Genomic DNA, 21956 nt, shown 5'->3' with positions numbered 1-21956 from the left:
GAGGTTACTTCTACCCTACACCTTTTACATCGCTATGGTATGATAAGGATAGATTTGGTAACCTCCCCCCTTTTTTTAAAAAAGGAGAAGAAGATTGGAGGAAAAGAACATGTCCATTCGTATAAAACTCATTATCTCCTATCTCATTATGATCGTATTACCGATTGGATTAATGGTATTGTTTCTGCATATGTTGTTTCATTTATTTGTTGGAAATCTGGAGGAAATGAAAGAATACTATACAATCGAAGATAATTTTATTGATGAGTTACTAACAGAAGACCTCTTTATCTATACTAGTCTAGAAAAGCAAATAAAAGAAAATCCAGATCTTTTTCGTGATCCCAGCTTTTTTACAGGATATCAAGCACTATTAGATAAACGGCAAGCAACACTTATTGTTACAGATGACAATGACTTGATCTATTCATCCCAACCAGTTGCAAACGACTCACTTTCCAATCTTACCTCATCACGTTATAACCAAGGTTTTCTTCGAACAGATGAAGGAACATGGTTATATACATCTACTGATTTTTATTATAGCGATAACATAGACGGTGCATATTTTTTATTACTTGATATCAAGCCAATTGATTCCTTTGTTCGAATTATTGTCCCTACTTTAGTTGGCACATTTTTACTCGCCTTTCTTATTGCAAACGGTATTTTAACCTACATCATGTCCAAACATATCATCCAACCGCTACACAAATTAAAAGATGCTGCAGACAAAATAAAAGAAGGTGAATTACAATCTCCTATCGAATTAACAAGGCAAGATGAAATCGGAGAACTAAGCGATGCACTTGAACAAATGCGTCTTAAGCTACTAGATTCCGTTGAAAAACAAGCAAAATATGAATGGAACCGAAAAGAGCTAGTAAACAATATTTCACACGATCTAAAAACACCCATTACATCGATCAAAGGTTATGTCGAAGGAATCTTAGACGGAATTGCTAACGATAGAGAAAAGCTGGAAAAGTATTGTCATACCATTTATACAAAAGCAGATCATATGGATCAATTAATAGATGAACTATTACTTTTTTCCAAGCTCGATTTAAATAGTGTATCCTTTCATTTTGAAAAAACAAACATACTTACCTTTGTCCAATCATTAATAGAAGAAATACGTTTAGATGTTGAACAAACAACGATAGAAGTACAGATCGAAAATAAATTATCAAGTCACGCATATGTCTTAGCAGACCATGACAAGTTAGGGCGAGCTTTTCGAAATATATTAACGAATAGTCTCAAATATCTCGATAAACAGCAGAAAAAAATGATAATCACGCTAGATAATTACCACGAGTCCATCCTTATTACCGTAGAAGACAATGGTCAAGGTATTAAAGAAACGGACCTCCCCCGAATATTTGAACGTTTCTATCGTGGAGATACAGCTCGTAATTCTGCAAATGGTGGAAGTGGCATCGGTTTGGCTATTGTGAAACAAATTATTGAAGCACATGGCGGAACAATTAATGTGAAAAGCACTTATGGAGAAGGAACTGCCTTCTATATTACATTGAATTCGATAGAAAAGAGTGTGAAGGAAGATGACGAAGATTTTAATTATTGAAGATGAAATGAGTATTGCGGAATTACAACGAGATTATTTAGAAGCAAATGGTTTTCGTGTCGATATCGAAATTAAAGGGGAAGCCGGCTTAACAAGAGCATTAAACGATGACTATGATTTAATCATTTTGGATGTAATGCTTCCTGATACGAATGGATTCGATATTTGTAAAAAGATTCGTAAGTCGATGGAAGTACCTATTTTCATGGTAACAGCTAGAACAGAAGAGATTGATATCATTCGTGGCCTTGGTTTAGGTGCAAATGATTACTTAAAAAAGCCCTTTAGTATGAGTGAATTTGTTGCACGAGTAAAAGCACACCTTGCACGATATCAATCATTAACCGTTGATACGACGCAATCAGATGAGCTCCGTGTTAGAGAATTAGTCATTGATAAATTAGCTAGAAAAGTATTCGTTAATCAACATGTTATCCATTTTAGAGCAAAGGAATTTGACTTACTCACTTACATGGCGTCACATCCCGGACGGACATTCACCAAAGATGAATTGTTTGAAAGGATTTGGGGAATGGATGCGATTAGTGATAATGCTACGGTTACCGTTCATGTCGGGAAAATTAGAGATAAAATAGCTCAACATGCAACAAACAAGGATTATATTGAAACTATTTGGGGGATAGGCTATCGTTTTAATGCTTAACATTATTCTCGAACTAACAAAAGTTGACATTCTACTATTTCTATGAGATAATAATAATTCTGTAAATGAAGTAGCAAATAAGTGTATCTGGCATTCTACGGAAAGTTTTTGAAGATGCTTATTCACACTGGCGTGACTTAGGGGTCACAAGGACGTAAGAGCAGGTAGGGCTTATGTTGCTTAAGTTAGAAAATGACCAGTGGAACACGTACCGCGGTTAAAATATAAAGATAAAAAATGATATTTAAAAATAGTAAATCTTATGTGTTACTTTATAAATGAAAGGGGTACTCTTATAGTAAGGGTGCCCCTTTTCCAATACATAATCAAAGAAAGAGGGAATGATAATGAATAATCTAATTGGTACTATCCAAACGTTGGAAATCATACGTGAAATAGATACAGGTTATGTTTTAGAAAATGATATACTCCTGCACCATAACGAAACAGAAGCACAGCTAGAGCCAGAACAATCAGTTGAAGTATTTATTTATCAAAACAAGAAAGACCAAGCAATTGCTACCACTCAGCTACCAAATATCCACATGGATACATATGGTTGGGCTCAAGTTGTCGAAGTATTGCCACATCTAGGGGTGTTTGTAAATATCGGTACAGGGAAAGAAATCCTCGTTTCAAAAGACGATCTTCCATTATTTGAAGATGTTTGGCCTGAAACAGGTGATGAATTGTATGTCACATTAGGAAAAGATCGAAAAGGACGTTTACTTGCTATACCAGCAACAGAAGGAGTTTTTGAAACAATTTTTGAATATGCACCAGAAGATTTATTGAACCAACAGGTTACTGGTCGCATTTATCGAACAGACCGAGAAGGTGCTACATGTATCACAGAAGAAGGATACCGCGGCTTTATCCATCATACCGAACGAAAAGAAGAACCACGCTTAGGACAACAAGTTAACGGTCGCGCGATCGAAGTGAAACATGATGGAACATTAAATGTATCGCTACGACCTTTAAAACAACATGGTATGTTAGAAGATGCTGATGCCATTTTAGAATCTTTAGAGGAAAATGATGGTGTGATCCCCTTTTCCGATAAAAGTGATCCAGACGATATCCGTGATACCTTTAACATCAGTAAAGCAGCATTTAAACGCGCACTTGGGAAGTTAATGAAAGAAAAAAAAATCGAGCAGCGTGATGGGAAGACTTATTCAATTAATAAGTAGAAGTCCTTGCTTCAACATTTTTGAAAAAGCAACACTTCCATCAGTAGAATTTTTTGTTTCTACTGATGGAAGAAAGCTTTCTTAATTTATCAACTCTAACTCTGAAAAGTGCTTGAAGTATCAAACCGTTGCTTACGGACAGTTATCGCCGTGATTAAGAGATCACTAAAAATGAATTGAATCAATGATAGCATTTGCAAAAAAGCACAACAAGTAGGGAAATCTAGTGCCTGATCAGCGAAACTTATCAGGGCGTTAGCGTCCGTTTATCCCCCACTTAGCTTCCTCATTTTCACTCGAACCTTGAAGTGGGGGTTTTACGGACGTTTACACCGTGATAAACGAATTTAGTAGATACAAGGACGACTATTTTATCAGCTGACCCCTCTTTATTTAATGTCTCTTCGTGTATACATCTTGTTTCTTTCCCCATTAAACATCTTATTTGTATAGATTGCTAGATTAATTTTTCACAGCTTTTAAAAGCCATTCGCCATGTTTCATTTGTTTGGATTGCTCATTCGTTCGTATGTCATGATAATCAGAACTATTCGTTACGATGATAGGTGTTACCGTTGGATATCCGGCAGCTTTAATCTTTTCCATATCAAACGTTATGAGTAGGTCTCCTTGTTTAACATCTTGTCCTTGTTCTACATGGTTTTCGTAATATTTCCCTTCAAGATTGACTGTATCCAAACCAACATGAATTAACAACTCCAAGCCATGCTCTGAACGTAAGCCAATTGCATGCTTAGTTTGGAATAACGAAACTATGGACCCATCAAATGGAGCTAAAACTTTACCATTCATCGGTTCAATTGCTATTCCTTTTCCCATAAGACCTTCCGCAAAAGTGGGATCACTTACATTTTGAAGTGGAATAATCTCCCCTTCCAATGGGCTATTCACCACCTGCTCTTTAACTGTAGACGGTTGTTTATTTTTAACAGCTGGTACTTCTTTATCCTCTGTCTTCTCTTTTTTACTCTCGATGTCTTTAAAACCTAATACGAATGTTAATAACATCGAAATCGCTATTGTGATGACTAGACCTAGAATAAGATAGATAAATTTAGAGCCACCGAAAACAGGAAGACTTGTTAAACCAGGTAATACGAAAGCTGATGATGTTACACCTAAACCGGTTACAAACGCACCACCGATTCCTGATCCAATTAACGCAGCGATAAATGGCTTTTTCAACCGCAAGTTTACTCCATACATTGCTGGTTCCGTTATCCCTAGGAACGCAGAAATACTTGATGATGCAGCAATCGTTTTCATATCTTTATTTTTCGTTTTCATAAATACAGCGAGAGCAGCTGCAGCTTGTCCCATATTAGCCATAAGAAATACTGGAATTAGATAATCATATCCAAGAACCGCAACGTTTTGGATCGCTATCGGCATTAATCCATAGTGCATTCCGACAATAACCAAAAGAGGTCGCGCAGCTCCAAGAATTCCACCAGCTAGTATACCAGCACGCTCAAACAACCAAGTAACACCGTCTGCTAATCCTAAACCTAGATATGAACCAAGTGGTCCAATAGCAATTAATTGAAACGGAATCATTATTAGTAAAATAATAGTAGGTGTAAAGATAACTCGAAGTGCACTCGGCATTTTAGCATCTACCCATTTACTAACATAGCTTAATAACCATACAGAGATAATTATCGGAATAACGGTAGAACTATAATCTATAAATGGAATTGGTAAGCTAAATAACGATAGTCCTTCCGCTCCACCTTCAGCAATTGCTTGTGCTCCTTCGATTAACGTTGGATACATGAGTCCACCTGCTAATGCAAGTGCAAGAAATTCATTTGTTTTAAACTTTCTCGCAGCTGACACAGCCAGGAAGAAAGGCAAGAAATAAAATACAGCATCTGCTACAATATTTAAAATAGCTACAATATCACTCTCTTCGGGTGCCCAATTCAGTGTAGTAACTAGGCCTAAAATCCCTTTCACTAATCCAGCACCAGCAATTGCAGGAATAATTGGTGTGAAAATAGACGCAATTATCTCAAAGAAACGCCCGATAAAATTATCCTTTTTTTCTCCCTCCGTGTAGTCATCGCTCGTTTCACTATCAACATTACCTAACTGCTTCATCTCTTTGTAAACCTTTTCGACTTCATTACCAATAACTACTTGAAATTGACCACTTTGATTTTGGACACGAATAACCCCATCAAGTGCCTCTATCTTTTCCTTATTTGCTAAATCATCATTTTTTAAGTTAAATCGCAATCTTGTATAGCAATGCGTAACACTTCCAATATTTCCTTCGTCTCCAACAAGAGACAAAATATCTTTGGCAAGTTTTTTGTGATCCATTTATTTTCCTCCTCGTTCTATATAGAGTGAATAATAATTAACGTATTAGCTCACTGGATCCCACATTCTTAAGCCTAAAAATGTGGGATTGATAAGCTTTTAACTAATGACTTATAAAGTGCTGAGTGACCGTAATAATTAAGAATTCACCGACAATAAACACCTTTTAAATTTATAACAAAATTACAAATCCTCTCCATTTGAAGCAATTACCTTTTGATACCATTTAAAGCTTTCTTTCTTAATTCTGCGCATGTCTTTTAGATCGAAATCCTCTCGATTGACATACACGAGTCCGTAGCGCTTCGCCATTCCATTACGTCCACTTACAATATCCATAAAGGACCATGGGCAATAGCCGAATACGTTTACTCCGTCATTAATTGCTAATAGAACTTGCTTAATATGCTCTCTTAAATAGGAAATACGATAATCATCACGAACAACATCCTCTTCTTCCAACTTATCGTAAGCGCCCATTCCATTTTCTGTAATTATAATAGGTAGATTATAGCGTTCATGAAGCTCACGTAATGTCAATCGCAACCCTACAGGATCGATTTCCCATCCCCAATCTGTAGCTGCAAGATTTTCATTATTTACTACTTCAAATACACCTGCTTCCGCTTCTGGTAAGAGCGCTTTCTTTTGATATCCTATAGGATATTCCTTTGTAGCCGGGAAAGCACTTATAGCTTCAGAGAAATAGTAATTTACCCCGAGCATTGTTGGCGGGTATTGTTTCATTAAATCCAAGTCTCCGTCTTCTATAGAAGGAGTGAAATTTCTTTCTTCAAGATATCTCCAGAACATATGACTGTATTTTCCATAGCAATGTAAATCCATCAAGTAATTATGTTTGATTAACATCGCGTCCTTACTAGCTAGTACATCATCAGGGCTTGAGCTAGCAGGGTGTACCATGGAATAAGAAATGGCAGGACCAATCTTCCCTTCTATTCCCAACTCTTGAAATGTCTTAATCGTTAGGGCGGTCGCAACACACATATTATGGTTGGCTTGATAACCTAGCCGTAGTTGTTCATAATGGTCATCCCCAGTTAATCCTAGACGCGTTGGAATACGGACAACGTGGTCTTGTTCATTAATCGTCAGCCAGTATTTGACACGGTCACCGTATGTTTTAAATAAAAATTCCGCATAGGATCGATAGTCCTCAATACTTTTTCTCGATAACCATCCTCCATATTGCTCTACAAGGCTTTGCGGATAATCAAAATGATAGATGGTCACTAACGGTTCAATATTATGTTTTATCAATTCATTAATTAAATGATCGTAGAAGGCCACCCCTTTTTCGTTTACCTCTCCATTTCCATCTGGAAAAATACGCGTCCACGCAATGGAGAAACGGTAAACTTTCAAGCCTAATTCTGCCATCAGGGCAACATCCTCCTCCACACGATTATAATGATCGGAAGCAACAGAGAAATCTGTTATATCAGGATTTTTTTGCATTACATCAATAACAGAAAGTCCTTTTCCGTCCTCTTGAACCGCTCCTTCTACTTGAAAGGATGAAGTACCCGCTCCCCATAGGAAATTTGGATCAAACGAAGAATATGATTTATATTCCATTAATAATTCCTCCCTTTGATAAAGTCAAAATTGCTATTAAATTTATCAGCTTTTCTATAAATCTTGCTATAGTTCTAAAATACCGAAGAAAAAAAGAAAAGACCATTTAGTTTTTTTATCATGCTCATGATAAAAAACTAAACAGCCTTTATTGATCGAATAAATTCTTAAAATCAGAATAGTCTTTGATTTTCCCTATTCGATTATTTTGAGCAGGATCCATTAAAAATCGAACACACTGATAAAATGGACGTGCTATAGCATGATCATTGGCATGGTATAGTGAGATAATAATTGTATGAATTGCTTTATTTCCATAAGTAATACTCTTTGGTAATTTACCAATAATGATCTTCGACTGGCCTGGGCGATCTGAAATAAAAGAAGCATATGCTATTTTAGTATCGTTAGGTATGAAATGATTATCTATCTCGTTTTTTTCTATCGACTCTAAGTATCCAAGCTTTTCTAACATATAGTAGAAACACTGATTGAGTTCCTTATATTCCACGGGAATCTGTATGAAGTGCTCTTGCCCAATTGCTGTACTTTCTATTTCTTGTAATTTCTTCATGTCAGATTTTTTTAAGTAATCTTGTAAAAGTGATTGTAAAAAATCTTGCTCTGCTTTACCAAATAGTGATTGAATGAAAATCACCGTTCGTTTATGATTTACATTAATTTGATCTGTCGTTAAGATCACATCGATATTCTTTAAAAATCCGTCCATATTAGCCTCAAATAAATATCTTGGTATCGTATTTAAAATCCGTACAGATGTGCCCATCAAGCGCTCAACTTCAGACACAATCCATTTTACTAAAGCAGTATGTTCATCAGAAACAAACAATATATTTAAGGTCGGCTCTTCTGTTTCAATATAGTTACCTAAAAATAGCGTAATATAGGCTAACTCTGCCTCTGAATAAGTAACTCCCAATTCTTTAAGATCTGGTTTACAATAAGCAACAATACTTGTCGTCATTTGAAACATTCGGTTAATTTGCCGTTTATAAAAGTTTGTGTAATCATGATTATTTTTAACTCTTTGATTTAATTGATTAATGTAAAACATAAACTCTTCTTCAAAATGATGATATTTCTGCAAATCTATTTTAAACAAATCGCTTACTGCCTGAGTAAAGACTGAAACAATCTGTCTATCCTTTAAATCCCAGTTATCATTTTTATAGAAATGATTTTGTTCCATTATAACTTGCTGTATGTAAAGCATATCTGAATTGGTAAAAGTGATATCCACCTCTTTTTTTAAGCGTTGCTCTAACTCCTTCATCATTGGTAAAAGGGACTCATCTATTTGGTTATATGATATATATCCCAACTCATCACGAATAGCACATATTAAAAGACTTGCAGCAACTAGCCCAAAGGCTTTTCCAGAAATAATGAAATCATGCTTAACCATGATTTCTCTCAAGGCTTTATTTATTTGAGAATGTTTTTTAGCTATATCAAAATCCATTGCAGGAAATAAATTTTGTAAAACAGTTTCTATATTTAAGCCTTGGACGATCATTTTAGCTAACAGATATCGAAAACCCTCTTCTTTTCCTTCAAATTTTAATCCCTTCGTATTAGAAATAGTAAAATGAATACCAGAAATTCTGTTGATGATCCTTTTAATTTCCGTTATATTCAAATTAATTGTGGATTTGGATACAAAGAGCCTATCGGCAAGTTCTTCCATACTTACATAATCTTCTTCAAAGGAAAGCATACCTATGATCGTATAAATCCTGTCCCAAACAATATGATTTTCAATATTATTTTTATCTATAAAAATTGGGTTGATTAATAAGTTTCTGACTGTTTCCTTCTTCTCATTTTCTATATAACATTGACCTTTATTTGAAATGGACACTTGAGTGTCACTTTCAGAAAGGATTCTGTTAATGTTTTCTAATTCCTTTCGAATCGTATGAATCGAAACTTGAATAATACCAGCGAGTAAATCAAGTTTTATTGGATCGTCTATATAAAGAATATAAGATAAGATTATTTTTTGTCGTTTACTGAACATTCAAACGCCACTTCTTTCTATCTAGATTATTGGATAAGTTTTGTTTTCAACTTAACGGACAAAGATCACAGTTGCCTGATCATTTTAACACTTTATTTGTTCCAGGCACATCATCAAAACAATGACAAAATGACAAGGCGAATAAAGTAGAATGGATCTATTTATTGAATAAACAATAGTAGCTGATTCTCTTGTCCTAATAGAGTGGATAAGTGATTAAGAGTGTAGCAATGATATTAGAATATGGACCTGGTGTAGATGATGGAACTATAAGGGGTGGAAATGTATAGGAATGATAACGAAATCTCACTCAGTAAAAGAACCATATCAGATATGGGCATGCTTACCCTTGGTGATTTTAAAGGATAAGTTTTAAGTTGTTTGTTTCACGATAGAAATAACACACCAAGTTTACAGGGAACAGATAATTTGGGGAATTGCTAAGGGTACACTTGGTAAAAGAAATCTCCCTACTCATACCTATGACGAAGAACTAGTACTCAAGTGAGTTGAGCACGAGATGACTCAAAACAGAACAGATGTAGACTTAGATAGTTCTATTTCACAGACTACACTATCTCCTATACATGATTTATTAGAAGGGAAACATTCAATTCCATATTTCCTCTTACTCAACCATATATTTTAAAGTCATATTAAAAAAAGAGTGTTTCGTAAACAAATCACGAAACACTCTTTCATCAATTACTGCTTATTGTTATGGAAGAGGTGCAAAATAATCAGGTGATCTCCAATTATCAATTGTTTCAACTTGGTTAATTTGAACAATTTCTCCATCACGTATCTCAAACACTCGCCACGAGTTACCCGGCTGATTTACAGGTACATTATACGTTTCAAGCAATTGGTCTCCTTTGTATATTCTTACTGTTGCTTCAGAATTAGAAAGATCAAATTGATTATCCTCTGTTAAATAACGGCCTGTGTAATTATGAACAGCATACGTATAGGTACCTTGTTGTAATTGCTTAATGACCGTTATTGTTTCTGGACCATAGGAATGAATATCATCGCGATCAAGATTGACATTATTTACACTATCAATATACTCTTTGGCAGAATAATATACATGGAAACGTCCACCATCCTCTCTCGGACCAGTTATGTGTGAATCTAAATCTCTTGGATTTTCTCCCCATGTAAGTACTACTCTTAAATCTTCAGCTAATAGTCCACTAGGTGAGATAGTAGCATTCTGCTCTGATTTCTCCTCTCCACCAATAGATAGAATATTAGCATTCGTAGAAATAAATCCATCAGCTTCTAAAGTCATCGTATAATTTCCACCTGGTAGTTCAACTTCATATGAACCATCTTCAGCTGTCTTAATCGTCTTAATGACTTCACCTTCTGTAGTATTTTTTCCACGACGAATATCAATGTTTACCTCTTGTACACCATCACCAGTTACAGCATTAGTAATGACACCGGACACTTTACCATTACCACCATACTCATCTCCTACTAAGTATAAAACAGAATCATATGTCGTAGAATCTTCTGACTGAATCGTCACAATAGATGAGTCTTTGATATAACCTGGATAAGATACTTCTACTTTATATTGACCAGGAGCAACATTTACTTGGTAGGTTCCATCTTCTAGCGTCTCTACAGTTTGTACTAGTTGCCCATCTCTAAACAATTCAACGTTTGCATTATGCAACGGTGTTTCCTCTACCGCATCTATTACACTACCAACAAGTTCCCCTTTAGGACGGTCATCTTTAATCTGAACTTTTAGTGTGTCAGTATGTGTAGTACCATTCAGTTCATAATTAAATTCTATTTCGATTTCATCACCGTCCTGTGCATGTTCAGACGATTGAATATCTACCCTATTATCACGCTTCTCAACAGAAATAAGATCACTATCAGATATTACTACCTCTAAATCATCATCATTATTAATAGGTGATTCACCAGTATTATTAATGGCACTAACGGTAACAGATTTTGTTTCGTCAGGCTCCATTTCCAATTGATTTGGATTTACATTAATCGACCTTACACAGTTTCCAATTTCATCACCTGGAAATGTATGATCAGCATTAATGCTTGGTGATTCCCATCCATTCAAAATTGGCGCTTTTAGTTTTAATTCTGCATCGAACGACCGAGATAGCTGCAGACAACTATAAGGTAAATTTTGGCCTATAACGGAGGTAGTCGCTTTTCCAGTTAGCATACCTGTTCCAGTCGCTCCTAAAAGATCTATTCCAAATCCTTGTGTAAATACCGACAAACCTACCCCTGCCGCTAGCTCCCCTGAGCCATTAACATCTGTCATTTGGAAATATGGTTCAAAGTGTTCTTCAGGATAGGTTCTAACCCCTTCATCTCCCGTATAGGATAAGCCAATGTTCTCACGTATTCCTGTTGAAATTTCTACGCTAACTTCACCACTTACTTTTGTAACTAATTCAAATGGCACACTAACAGTTAGACCAGGTACTTGTGTTGGCACTACCAGTTTCCCTAAAGGAACTTTTACTTCTTTTTCGCTTACAACTGTTGCATCGGCGATAATATTTTGTTCTCCTGTGAAATTAAAATCAAATGAATTAACCGGATTTAATCCGACACGCCAATCAATATCTCCAGAAAATTTACCAGACAATTCAACCTTACCATTTAGTGAAAACTCTTCATATTCAATCAGATCATCTATCTTTAACGTAAGTTTAGAACCAATTGACTGATCATCTAGCTCAATGCTTTCTTCTGTTGTAGCCCCCATAACATCTTGAATTTCTACACCATCTGCTGGTGTGAAATATCCTGGAGACATATCAACCTCTATTTCCCCTACTATTTCTTCAAATATATCTTCAATTTCTGGTTGTTCTAATTCTAAAATCATTTCCGAATCGTTCCTATCAATTGATTCGATTTGGAACGCAATCCCTGAAGGATACTCCTCCCATTCAGGAACAACAATTAAATCATCTTCCATTAAATCTAATGAATCAGTAAATGTAGCTTGAGATAAATCCGACGAAATATCGTTAATACTTTCCACATCTTCATCATCTAAATAAATAACACTAGGCTGTAAAAATGAGTGATTATCACCATTTCTTAAAGACTTTCCAAGTTCAATTTCACCCAATTCATTGGTAACCTCAACCTCATTTACATCTACCGCTGTCATACTTGCTTGTATATCATCAGAGGTCACTTGATAGTCTATATTTTTATACAAACGCTCTACAAAATACCCTTCGTCATCCGTTTCTATGACATTAGTTATTTGTTCATTATCAATTGTTGTCTCAAAAGTTAATTCATGATTAGTCAGTAGATTACCTTCTGCATCATATATCGTACCAGTTACAGGAATCTGTTCTAAACTTTCCACTATTGTTGTCGTAACAGATGTCTCTACATCGTACTCATTATCACCAATCGATAATGTATGTTGATAGGTGGATTCCTGTGTAATCTTTTCTGACTCAACTGCTTGAATATGTGAAGCAAACGGTGTAAGAAGTAAAATAGCAATAATAAATGTGGCTGTTTTAGGAATCTTCTTCTTGCGAATACCTATAAATGCAATAATCCCTAGAATGACTGAAATAAGAAGAATAACCATATAAGTAAAGAGATTAACATTATCTCCTGTTTGCGGTGCAGCCGTTTCTGTAACAGTCTGATCATTTTTTTCATCTTTTGTTATCGATTGATCATTATTATTTTCAACTGCAGTTTCTGAATCGCCAGAAGTACCTGATGTATTTTCCTCTTCAGTACTTTCTCCTGCCAGTTGTTGCTGAACGGAATCTTTAAGCTTTGATGTAAATGTTACTTCTAATGCCTCTCCCTGCTCCAAATCATTAACATCCCAGTAAACGATTCCATTTTCAATATCTAGATCATCTGATTCTGTCACTTCTAACTCATCTGGTAATTTCGTTTGAATATCTATATCCTTCGCACTATAACGCTCAGATACATTCGTAATAGTTAAAGTTGATGTAATGACATCCGAATCATCATAAGCCTCTTTATCTGTTTCCAAATCTACGTTTAATATGTCATTACTAGTTTCTGAAGCAAAAGAAATAGACGGGAAACAAACACATGCCAAAAATAATACAAACACTAACATTAATTGTTTAAACTTTGTCATCTAGCTACTCTCCTCTACTAATTTTCCATGTACAATAAATCGTTCATCTATACCATTAGTTGTACATGTAGCTAAAGTAATAATTCTATCCATCTTATTTAAATCTTGACTAGATGGTTGCATGGAAGAATCCAGAATATTTTCTAAGAAATCATCGTATGCTGTTGGCGTCTGAAAAAATACCTGCATCCAATCCGTTTTTGTTGATACATATGCAGAAAATATTTCCCAAACATATAATTTACCATCAACTTCTAGTTTTATCTGATAATCTGCAAATGAAGGATCATTGATAATATCTGATAAACTACCAAACATACTTTTATCTTTCATATTATGACCATAAATAATAGTATGTTGATCCATAGGGTTAACAGAATTTCGATAATCCATAAAAATAGATCCTACAAAGTCTTCTTCCTGATAAAAATTATGATCCAAATAATACTGATTGTCAGAACTTAATACAACAGGGTAATCTATGCTCGTATTTTCAATGGATATCCATCCTATGTAATCTTCATTGATATTTTCTAGACTACGTTCTTGTTGATGATACATAGTTTTAATTTCTCCATATTTATGTTGTGCCACTGCATAGTCATTTACTTGAATAATCAGAAAATATAAAGAATAACCAATTCCAACTAAACTAATCATCAATAATGAATAGTAAAACTTCTTTCCTATTTGATTCACCATCCTTTCTGTTATTATTTTCTTTCTCTGTAAAACACAGTCGAACATTCTACATTTTAGCATATAAATGGGATTATGTGAGTGATTTTAACGAAAATTGTATACTGTACCAATAATTTCTTTTATTAGGGTAACAATCTTGTTCTCTTTGCTTATAGTTAGACTTCTATCAATAGACCAAAAGATTTTCTGTTGGTCATGTAAGGGGGATATAGTGTGGAGCATGCTTAGAGGTTATTAAAAATACTAGTACATTAACTGCTAGAAAGAATACCTTTATTCCAGAAAAAACTAAGGCCTATCAAAAGCCTTAGTTTTTTCTTGATAGTTCTCATCATTCAGTTACTAAAACGCTTCTTTCACTCGCGCCAATGCTTCTGTATCTGTTATAAGATCAAATCCAGTTAATGCTAAAGCTTTCGCTCCTGTAATCAGCGCTTGATCACCTTGTTCAGAAATGCCCGCTTCACGGAAAGGTATCGTATGTAGTGCCGTACCTTCTTCTGCGATTTTAATATAAGGATGAATCGTTGGCACGACTTGACTAATATTACCTGCATCACTTGAACCTAAACCTTTATTGGAAGTTTGATAATCTTCACCAAGCTCCTCGATTCTATTTTGGAATACTTGATCAAAACTAGTATTCAACTTAAAGTCATCAACACCATTTTGGATAGGCTCTATTTCTACTCGCGCTCCTGTTGCAAAAGCTGCTCCTTCGGCAATGTTATTGACTTTCTTCGTTACTTCATTACATGCTTTACGGGTTTTAGCACGAATGAAGAAACGTGCTCTAGCATACTCTGGTACAATGTTTGCTGCATCGCCACCATCAATAATAATCCCATGAATTCTCACATCGTCTGTTACATGTTGGCGCAGAGCATTGATACCATTAAATAATTGGATCACACCATCTAATGCATTGATTCCTTTTTCAGGGGATACTGCTGCATGTGTCGGTTTTCCGTAAAATTTATAATCGATCGGATCAACGGCAAGTGTCGGTGCGGTACCTGCTGTTTTATCATATGGATGAATCATCATACATGCATCAATATCCTGAACCAATCCATGTCTGACAAACGTACCTTTTGCACTTCCATTCGGACCGCCTTCTTCAGCTGGTGTACCTAAGACAACCAGTTCACCACCGATCTGATTGAGCACTTTACTTAATCCAATCGCTGCTGCGACACTCAGTGTACCGATAATATTATGGCCACACGCATGTCCTAAACCTTCTAGTGCATCATATTCGGCAAGAAAACCGATCTTCGGTCCAGCTTTACTAGATGATTTACGAGCAATAAAAGCTGTTTCATGCTCTGGTATGCCAGCCTGAACAGAAAATCCTTCCTCTTCAAGAGTTGTTCGTAATAATTCCGAAGCAAAATATTCTTGATTGCCAATTTCAGGTCGAGCATGAATTTGATGACTTGTTTCAATAAATTTCGCTCGTTTACTCTCGATTTCTTTTACAATGATTTGTTCTAATGCTTGTTTATTTAATGTTGTCATTATTCTGCCTCCTTTTTTGCTATCATGATTACCAACCGATTTGCTCTAATGGAACAAAGGTTGGAATTAATGACTCGTTGTACACTTCAAGAATATATTCTTCTACTTCATCTGTTTGATAAATATCAACTATTTTCTGAAAAGCTTCTTTATCTTTCTCGTCGCCTTGTGCAGCAATGATATTAATGTATGGTGTTGCCGTATCATCCTCAATAAAGACAGCATCTTGTACTGGAACGAAACCTGCTTCTACCGCTACACCATTATTAATAATTGCTCCTGTTACATCCGGAAGTACACGTGCTGTTTGGGCAGCAACCATTGGGACAAATTCAATATTTTTTGGATTTTCGACGATCGCAGAAAGATCACCATTTCCATCAAAACCATCCTCCAATGTAATTAAGCCAGCTTGCTCTGCTAATAACAGTGCTCTCCCTAAGTTTGTTGCCTCTTGTGGTACAGCAATTTGTGCATTGCCAGGTACATCACCTACATCATCAATTTTCTCTGAATAAAAGCCCATTGGAGCAATCATCGTTGTCGCGATCGGTACTAAATCATAATCTCGTTCTTCAATGAAAGAATCAAAGTAACTTACTGTTTGAAAAGCATTTAAATCAATATCTCCATCCGCTAAAGCATCATTCGGACGTACATAATCAGAAAACTCGGTAAGCTCTATGTTAATCCCTTCGTCAGCTGCCTTCTCTTTAATAAATTCCCAAATCGGGATACCAGATCCATTTAATCCGACTTTGACTGTTGTTTCCTCATCATTACTTCCACATCCAGCTAATACTGCTACAATTGCTAATAAACTCACAACTATTCCAAATACTTTTCTTTTCATGTTTATCTCCCCTATCTTCTTCTTGATGTTTTCGATAATTTGTTTCCTAATGATTGCACGAACTGTACAATTACTACTAAAAGTAAAACGGTAATAATCATAATCTCTGTTTCAAATCGTTGGTATCCATAGGCGATTGCTAAGTCACCTAGACCACCACCTCCAACAAATCCAGCCATCGCTGATGCACCTATTATTCCGACAGTCGCAATCGTAATGTTAAGAATTAACGAGCTAAACGCTTCTGGCACAAGGACACGGAAAATAATTTGCCAAGGTTTTGCTCCCATTGCTTCGGCTGCTTCAATAACACCTGGTGATACTTCTAGTAAGCTACTTTCCACTAGCCTTGCAATATATGGAGCTGCATACACTACTAATGGAACAATCGCTGCAGCCGTCCCAATTGTTGTACCAACTACTAATCTCGTAAATGGGATAATCGCGACTAACAAAATGATAAAAGGGATGGAGCGCAAGAAATTAATCACACCATTTAACACGGCAAAGAATGCTTTATTCCCTAATAAATTTCCCGGTCTCGTAACAACTAGTACGATACCAAGTGGAATCCCGATAATTAATGAAAAAATTAGTGAAAATGCCACCATCTGTAGTGTTTCGATGGTTGCGTCCACAATTCGTGGCCAAAAAGTTGCTAAATCAATCCCCATCTGTTTCTACCTCCTCTACACTTGCTTGACTCTCAATAAACTGAATAGCCTTATCTATTTCTGTTGATGTACCAATCAATTCCACTATTAAGCTACCAAATGGCTTCTTCTGTAACTCGATAATTTGACCAAATAATATATTCGTGTCTACCTCGAATTTTTTCGCCACATCGGAGATAAGCGGAATATCTGTTGAATCATCTACAAAAGTTAAACGAACAATCTTGCTACCCTCATGTGCTCCATGCACTTTATCAATAACAGATTGTGGTAATTGATCATTCATAACTGTTTTTACAAAGTTTCTTGTCGTTTGCTGTTGTGGATTGGAAAAGACATCAAAAATCGATCCCTCTTCAATCACCTTTCCTTGTTCCATTACTGCGACTCTATCGCAAATCTCTTTAATGACTGGCATTTCATGTGTAATCATTAAAATCGTAATGTTATATTCTTCTCTGACTTTTCTAAGCAAGTCTAAAATAGAGCTAGTTGTTTGTGGGTCAAGTGCTGATGTTGCTTCATCACACAATAATATTTCTGGATCTGTTGCTAATGCTCTTGCAATACCTACTCGTTGCTTTTGCCCGCCCGAGAGTTGTTCCGGATAATGTTCTGCTTTATCCTTTAAGCCAACAAACTCAAGTAACTGATCCACTTTTCGTTTCACTTTTTGCTTAGAAACGCCAGCTAATAGCAATGGAAAACCAACATTATGAAAGACCGTTTTTGATTCTAGTAGATTGAAATGCTGAAAAATCATCCCAATCTTTCTGCGAACATTAATCAATTCTGGTTTAGACAACTTTAACATGTCTGTGCCATTTACGATTATCTTGCCTTGATCTGGTCTTTCTAGTAAATTTACACATCGAATTAGTGTACTTTTTCCTGCTCCACTAAAACCGATCACACCGAAAATCTCTCCTTGTTCAATCGATAAATTGACATGATCAACAGCTGTTATTTGTTTATCATTTGTTGTGTACGTCTTCGTTACATCTTGAAAATCTATCATGTAATCCCTCTTTTCTTATTATCCGAATATTTCGAAAAAAATCTGTATCGTTCGTTCTTAGCCAATAAAAGAATCTCCCCTTCAAAATAAGAAGAGAAGATTACATATCTATTTCGTATACCTGCCCTTCTTATCTTTCAAGTGATCACTCACTTGCTGGAATTAGCACGTTCTTTTTATTCATTAACGAATAAAACACGTTGCCGAGGCTTCATAGGGCCAGTCCCTCTACCTCTCTTGATAAGAAATTCGATGTTTGTATGAAATTGTGAGTCAGTGAAACTTATTCTAATGAACAATTAACCGATTGTCAATATAATTTTCAGAAAAAAATAATAGTAAGCGTAATCATGCTGTTTTTTTAGGGGGATTATTCATGCATTTAGTTGCTGACGAAATGGGAATAGGGATTCTTCAGTGTGGAAGTTATAGACTTCTACTGATTACTAACGTCAGCTTATTGCTTCTTTATTTATAACAGAATTGCTTACTGTCTATACAATGATTTATTTACAAAATTGAATGCTTTTTCTTTCCTTTGTGTTCATATTTCTGTTTATTTAAACCTCTAGCTCTCCCCCTAAGTTTGTCACTAATTTTTTAAAATATTGAAATGGCCCGCTCATCCATAAATTACGGTGGTAGACAAAATGAATTTGTCTTTCTAAATCTTGGTTGTGAAATTCTATATAGGATAAATGTGTTTCTTTTTCGATTAATCGTTTAGAAATAAGTGCGACAGCCTTGCCGTATGATAACATCTTAATAATGGTGGAAACAGAATCAAGTTGAATCATTTCCATTCTTAGCTTTTTTTCTTGTAGCCAGACTTGAGAAAAACGGCCTGTTGAACTGGATAAACGGTGCACTAATAATGTTTGATTGTATAAATCATTTTCTTCTAAAATCGTTTTTCCGTTAAATGAATGTTCCTTACTAAAGGCTAGTACAATCGTGTCACTTGTAATAGGTTCATAGATGAGGTCTTGCTCTTTATTTCCTGTTTCCATAATGAAGCCACAATCTAGTTCTTGTAACAACAGCCTTCTTTCTATATCTGGAGCTGTTTTTACATCTAAAGAAACCTTCACTTTTGGATAGTTTTCTGCTAATTGGTGAATTAATTCTGGCATGAACAATTGTGCTGGAACACCACTTGCGCCAAGTTTTAATGCTCCTTTTTCCCCATTTTTATAATCTGCGACACTTTTTTCTAATGCTTGATTTGTCTGACTTAATTGTTTGGCATAATGATAGAGCATTTCCCCTGCATCTGTTAGCCGGTAGCCGCCTGCATTAGTACGAAAAAGCTTAATTCCGTAGTCTTCCTCTAACGATTTAATATGAAAGGAAACAGTTGGTGTTGATAAACCTAATGATTTAGCGGTATCGGTCATTTTTCTCGTTTCTACTAGCGAAATAAATACATTTAATTTTTGGATATTCACTTTATCACCCTGAAGTATTTTAGATTTTTTCTAACAATATGATGATTTTATCAGATTTATTTTAATTTAATGTTAACAGTTAGTTAATATTTACTAAACATTTCTCCCCTACACTTATGAGTAAGGAGAGGATATCATGAAAATTCATTTAAAAGGGGTCGAGAAAAAATACGGAAATATCCAAGCAGTAAAGCCGATTGATCTGACAATAGAAGATCAATTTGTCACGATTCTCGGTCAATCAGGCTGTGGGAAAACAACTTTACTAAAAATGTTAGCAGGACTAACAGAGCCAACAGCTGGAGAAATTCATTTTGATGACACACCGATTTTTTCTCTGTCAAAAAAGGTGAATGTAAAGCCGAACAAACGAGAAATCGCCATGGTATTTCAGGATTTTGGGCTTTGGCCACACATGACTGTTTTCGACAATGTTGCTTTTGGTCTCAGAGGGAAAGTAGCAAAAGCAGAACGAACAGCAATCGTTCATGATGCATTAAAGAAAGTAAAGCTGGAACAAAAGGCCAAAATGAAACCAGGGGAATTATCTGGTGGACAGCAGCAACGTGTTGCCTTAGCGCGAGCAATCGCTGTTAATCCAAAGCTGATTTTGTTTGATGAAGCGCTTAGTGCACTTGATGCGATCCTTCGCGAACAAATGCGTGAGGAAATTTTGACAATCGTTCAATCGATTGGTTCCAAAGCTATTTTTGTGACGCATGACCAGACGGAAGCAATGGCAATGTCTGATAACATGATTGTCATGAATAGTGGAGAGGTAGTCCAAACAGGTTCACCTGAGGAAATCTATCACTCCCCTACCAACACTTTTGTTGCTAATTTTATCGGCAAAACGAATTGGCTAGAAGAACAAGACAAAATGATTCGACCTGAACATGTTCATCCATACCCACAAGCAAATACACGGGCGAGATCAGGAATCGTAAAAAAATGCATGTATGAAGGGGATCGCTATCTTATCTTTGTCGAAACTAATGGTCATCTGTGGAAGTTCTATGACCACCAACCACATATCCAAGGGGAAAAGATAAAACTTTATATCGAAGAAAATACGATTCATTCATTACAAAAACAGGAGGCGTAACAAATGAAAAAATTAAAAATGACGGCAATGGCAGGAATTTTCACATCAGCATTACTATTAGGTGCTTGTGGAGCTGACAATGACGAAGCTTCAGGTGCTGAAAACAGTTCTTCAACAGACGAGAATACGCTCACGGTTTATTCAGCAGGACCTGGTGGACTAGCGGAAAATATTCAAGAAGCATTTGAAGAAGAAACAGGTATCAAGGTAGAAATGTTCCAAAGTACAACAGGTAAAATTTTATCCAGATTAGAAGCGGAAGCAAATAACCCTGTAGCAGACGTTGTCGTACTTGCTTCTGTCTCATCTATGGAAGGACTAAAATCAGAAGATAAATTACAAGCCTATGAGTCGGAAAATGGTGACAGTATCAACCCTGAGTGGAGTGATGCAGACAACTATTATTACGGGTATAGTGCAGCCGCTCTTGGCGTTGCCTACAATACAAACGAAGTAGATTCTATTGACGCTGATTGGGATGAGTTCAGTGACGAAGAATGGCAAGGTCGTGTTGCGATGCCTGACCCAACTTCTTCCGGTTCAGCTGTCGACTTTCTATACGGCTTAACAAATCAAACAGATGGTGGTTGGGATACTGTACAAAGCTGGTTAGATAATGATTTATTAATCGCAGGTGCAAACAAAGAAGCATTAAACTCTGTTATTACTGGCGATAAAGATGTTGTTGTCTCTGCTGTAGACTATATGACATATAAAGCGAAAAACGACGGAGAACCTGTTGATATTTATTATCCAGAAAGTGGTACCGTTATTAGTCCACGAGCTGCTGCAATCCTTGCAGATGCACACAACTTAGAAGGTGCTCAAGCATATATCGACTTCTTATTATCTGATACTGCACAACAATTAATTGCAGATGCGTATATTTTACCTGGTAACGATGCGATTGAATTAAACGATCGTGCACCACTTAGTGAGATTCCTACGCTTCCACTAGACTTAGAGGATATCGAAGAAAAACAAACAGAAACATTAAACAAATTCACATCAATGGAATAACACTTCTACATGTTGAAGTAAC

At 35.9% G+C, this 21956-nt stretch carries 15 protein-coding genes and 1 riboswitch; of the genes, 5 read left to right on the top strand and 10 right to left on the bottom strand.

Going from position 1 to position 21956, the window contains the following annotated elements; genetic code table 11:
* Positions 1–109 precede the first annotated feature (109 nt).
* From SH601_RS06255 to SH601_RS06245, 3 genes are all read left to right on the top strand, one after another.
* Positions 110–1591, top strand: coding sequence for a sensor histidine kinase (locus SH601_RS06255; RefSeq protein WP_319957414.1), 1482 nt, complete (start codon positions 110–112; stop codon positions 1589–1591).
* Complete coding sequence (locus SH601_RS06250) at positions 1569–2255, top strand: response regulator transcription factor (RefSeq protein WP_319957413.1); 687 nt, start codon at positions 1569–1571, stop codon at positions 2253–2255. Before SH601_RS06255 ends, SH601_RS06250 begins: the two co-directional genes overlap by 23 nt.
* 347 nt (positions 2256–2602) lie before the next feature.
* Positions 2603–3451: a CvfB family protein gene (locus SH601_RS06245; RefSeq protein WP_319957412.1), complete on the top strand. Its 849-nt coding sequence runs from the start codon at positions 2603–2605 to the stop codon at positions 3449–3451.
* 462 nt (positions 3452–3913) lie between these two features.
* On the opposite strand, the gene SH601_RS06240 is transcribed toward SH601_RS06245, so the two are convergent.
* The 10 genes from SH601_RS06240 to SH601_RS06195 form a co-directional block, all read right to left on the bottom strand.
* Complete coding sequence (locus tag SH601_RS06240; protein WP_319957411.1) at positions 3914–5800, bottom strand: beta-glucoside-specific PTS transporter subunit IIABC; 1887 nt, start codon at positions 5798–5800, stop codon at positions 3914–3916.
* 183 nt (positions 5801–5983) lie between these two features.
* Positions 5984–7399 (bottom strand): glycoside hydrolase family 1 protein, encoded by a 1416-nt coding sequence (locus SH601_RS06235; RefSeq protein WP_319957410.1) that lies wholly within the window; start codon positions 7397–7399, stop codon positions 5984–5986.
* Between the two features lie 148 nt (positions 7400–7547).
* A complete protein-coding gene (locus SH601_RS06230; protein ID WP_319957409.1) occupies positions 7548–9440 on the bottom strand; it encodes a BglG family transcription antiterminator in 1893 nt (630 codons plus the stop codon).
* Positions 9441–10158: 718 nt separating this feature from the next.
* Positions 10159–13593 carry a carboxypeptidase regulatory-like domain-containing protein gene (locus SH601_RS06225; protein ID WP_319957408.1) on the bottom strand — a complete coding sequence of 1145 codons (3435 nt, stop codon included), beginning with the start codon at positions 13591–13593 and terminating at the stop codon, positions 10159–10161.
* Positions 13594–14292 carry a class B sortase gene (gene srtB, locus SH601_RS06220; RefSeq protein ID WP_319957407.1) on the bottom strand — a complete coding sequence of 233 codons (699 nt, stop codon included), beginning with the start codon at positions 14290–14292 and terminating at the stop codon, positions 13594–13596.
* A gap of 345 nt (positions 14293–14637) precedes the next feature.
* Positions 14638–15816: a M20 family metallopeptidase gene (locus SH601_RS06215; RefSeq protein WP_319957406.1), complete on the bottom strand. Its 1179-nt coding sequence runs from the start codon at positions 15814–15816 to the stop codon at positions 14638–14640.
* 28 nt (positions 15817–15844) lie between these two features.
* On the bottom strand, positions 15845–16669 hold the full coding sequence (locus SH601_RS06210) for a MetQ/NlpA family ABC transporter substrate-binding protein (protein WP_319957405.1): 825 nt from the start codon (positions 16667–16669) through the stop codon (positions 15845–15847).
* A gap of 11 nt (positions 16670–16680) precedes the next feature.
* Positions 16681–17343, bottom strand: coding sequence for a methionine ABC transporter permease (locus tag SH601_RS06205; protein WP_319957404.1), 663 nt, complete (start codon positions 17341–17343; stop codon positions 16681–16683).
* Positions 17333–18361: a methionine ABC transporter ATP-binding protein gene (locus SH601_RS06200; protein WP_319957403.1), complete on the bottom strand. Its 1029-nt coding sequence runs from the start codon at positions 18359–18361 to the stop codon at positions 17333–17335. The genes SH601_RS06205 and SH601_RS06200 overlap by 11 nt, the downstream gene beginning before the upstream one ends.
* 127 nt (positions 18362–18488) lie before the next feature.
* A riboswitch (SAM riboswitch) is annotated at positions 18489–18608 on the bottom strand.
* A gap of 313 nt (positions 18609–18921) precedes the next feature.
* Positions 18922–19809, bottom strand: a complete 888-nt coding sequence (locus SH601_RS06195; RefSeq protein WP_319957402.1) for a LysR family transcriptional regulator — start codon at positions 19807–19809, stop codon at positions 18922–18924.
* Positions 19810–19945: 136 nt separating this feature from the next.
* On the opposite strand from SH601_RS06195, the gene SH601_RS06190 reads away from it, so the two are divergent.
* Together SH601_RS06190 and SH601_RS06185 are read left to right on the top strand one after the other, a co-directional pair.
* On the top strand, positions 19946–20914 hold the full coding sequence (locus SH601_RS06190; RefSeq protein ID WP_319957401.1) for an ABC transporter ATP-binding protein: 969 nt from the start codon (positions 19946–19948) through the stop codon (positions 20912–20914).
* Between the two features lie 3 nt (positions 20915–20917).
* On the top strand, positions 20918–21934 hold the full coding sequence (locus SH601_RS06185; protein WP_319957400.1) for an ABC transporter substrate-binding protein: 1017 nt from the start codon (positions 20918–20920) through the stop codon (positions 21932–21934).
* Positions 21935–21956: the final 22 nt, after the last annotated feature.

Origin of the sequence: Gracilibacillus pellucidus, assembly GCF_033949965.1 — a bacterium.
Taxonomy (GTDB): Bacteria; Bacillota; Bacilli; order Bacillales; family Amphibacillaceae; genus Gracilibacillus; species Gracilibacillus pellucidus.
The sequence above is the reverse complement of the archived record's forward strand: the minus strand, read 5'-3'. Positions and strand labels throughout refer to the sequence as shown.

Bases quoted from the DNA above. Each gene is read 5' to 3' on its own strand.
- SH601_RS06230 (WP_319957409.1), bottom strand. From the start codon at position 9,440: ATGTTCAGTAAACGACAAAAAATAATCTTATCTTATATTCTTTATATA.
- SH601_RS06185 (WP_319957400.1), top strand. From the start codon at position 20,918: ATGAAAAAATTAAAAATGACGGCAATGGCAGGAATTTTCACATCAGCA.
- SH601_RS06205 (WP_319957404.1), bottom strand. From the start codon at position 17,343: ATGGGGATTGATTTAGCAACTTTTTGGCCACGAATTGTGGACGCAACC.
- SH601_RS06190 (WP_319957401.1), top strand. From the start codon at position 19,946: ATGAAAATTCATTTAAAAGGGGTCGAGAAAAAATACGGAAATATCCAA.
- SH601_RS06215 (WP_319957406.1), bottom strand. From the start codon at position 15,816: ATGACAACATTAAATAAACAAGCATTAGAACAAATCATTGTAAAAGAA.
- SH601_RS06200 (WP_319957403.1), bottom strand. From the start codon at position 18,361: ATGATAGATTTTCAAGATGTAACGAAGACGTACACAACAAATGATAAA.
- SH601_RS06245 (WP_319957412.1), top strand. From the start codon at position 2,603: ATGAATAATCTAATTGGTACTATCCAAACGTTGGAAATCATACGTGAA.
- SH601_RS06240 (WP_319957411.1), bottom strand. From the start codon at position 5,800: ATGGATCACAAAAAACTTGCCAAAGATATTTTGTCTCTTGTTGGAGAC.
- SH601_RS06235 (WP_319957410.1), bottom strand. From the start codon at position 7,399: ATGGAATATAAATCATATTCTTCGTTTGATCCAAATTTCCTATGGGGA.
- SH601_RS06225 (WP_319957408.1), bottom strand. From the start codon at position 13,593: ATGACAAAGTTTAAACAATTAATGTTAGTGTTTGTATTATTTTTGGCA.
- SH601_RS06250 (WP_319957413.1), top strand. From the start codon at position 1,569: ATGACGAAGATTTTAATTATTGAAGATGAAATGAGTATTGCGGAATTA.
- SH601_RS06210 (WP_319957405.1), bottom strand. From the start codon at position 16,669: ATGAAAAGAAAAGTATTTGGAATAGTTGTGAGTTTATTAGCAATTGTA.
- SH601_RS06255 (WP_319957414.1), top strand. From the start codon at position 110: ATGTCCATTCGTATAAAACTCATTATCTCCTATCTCATTATGATCGTA.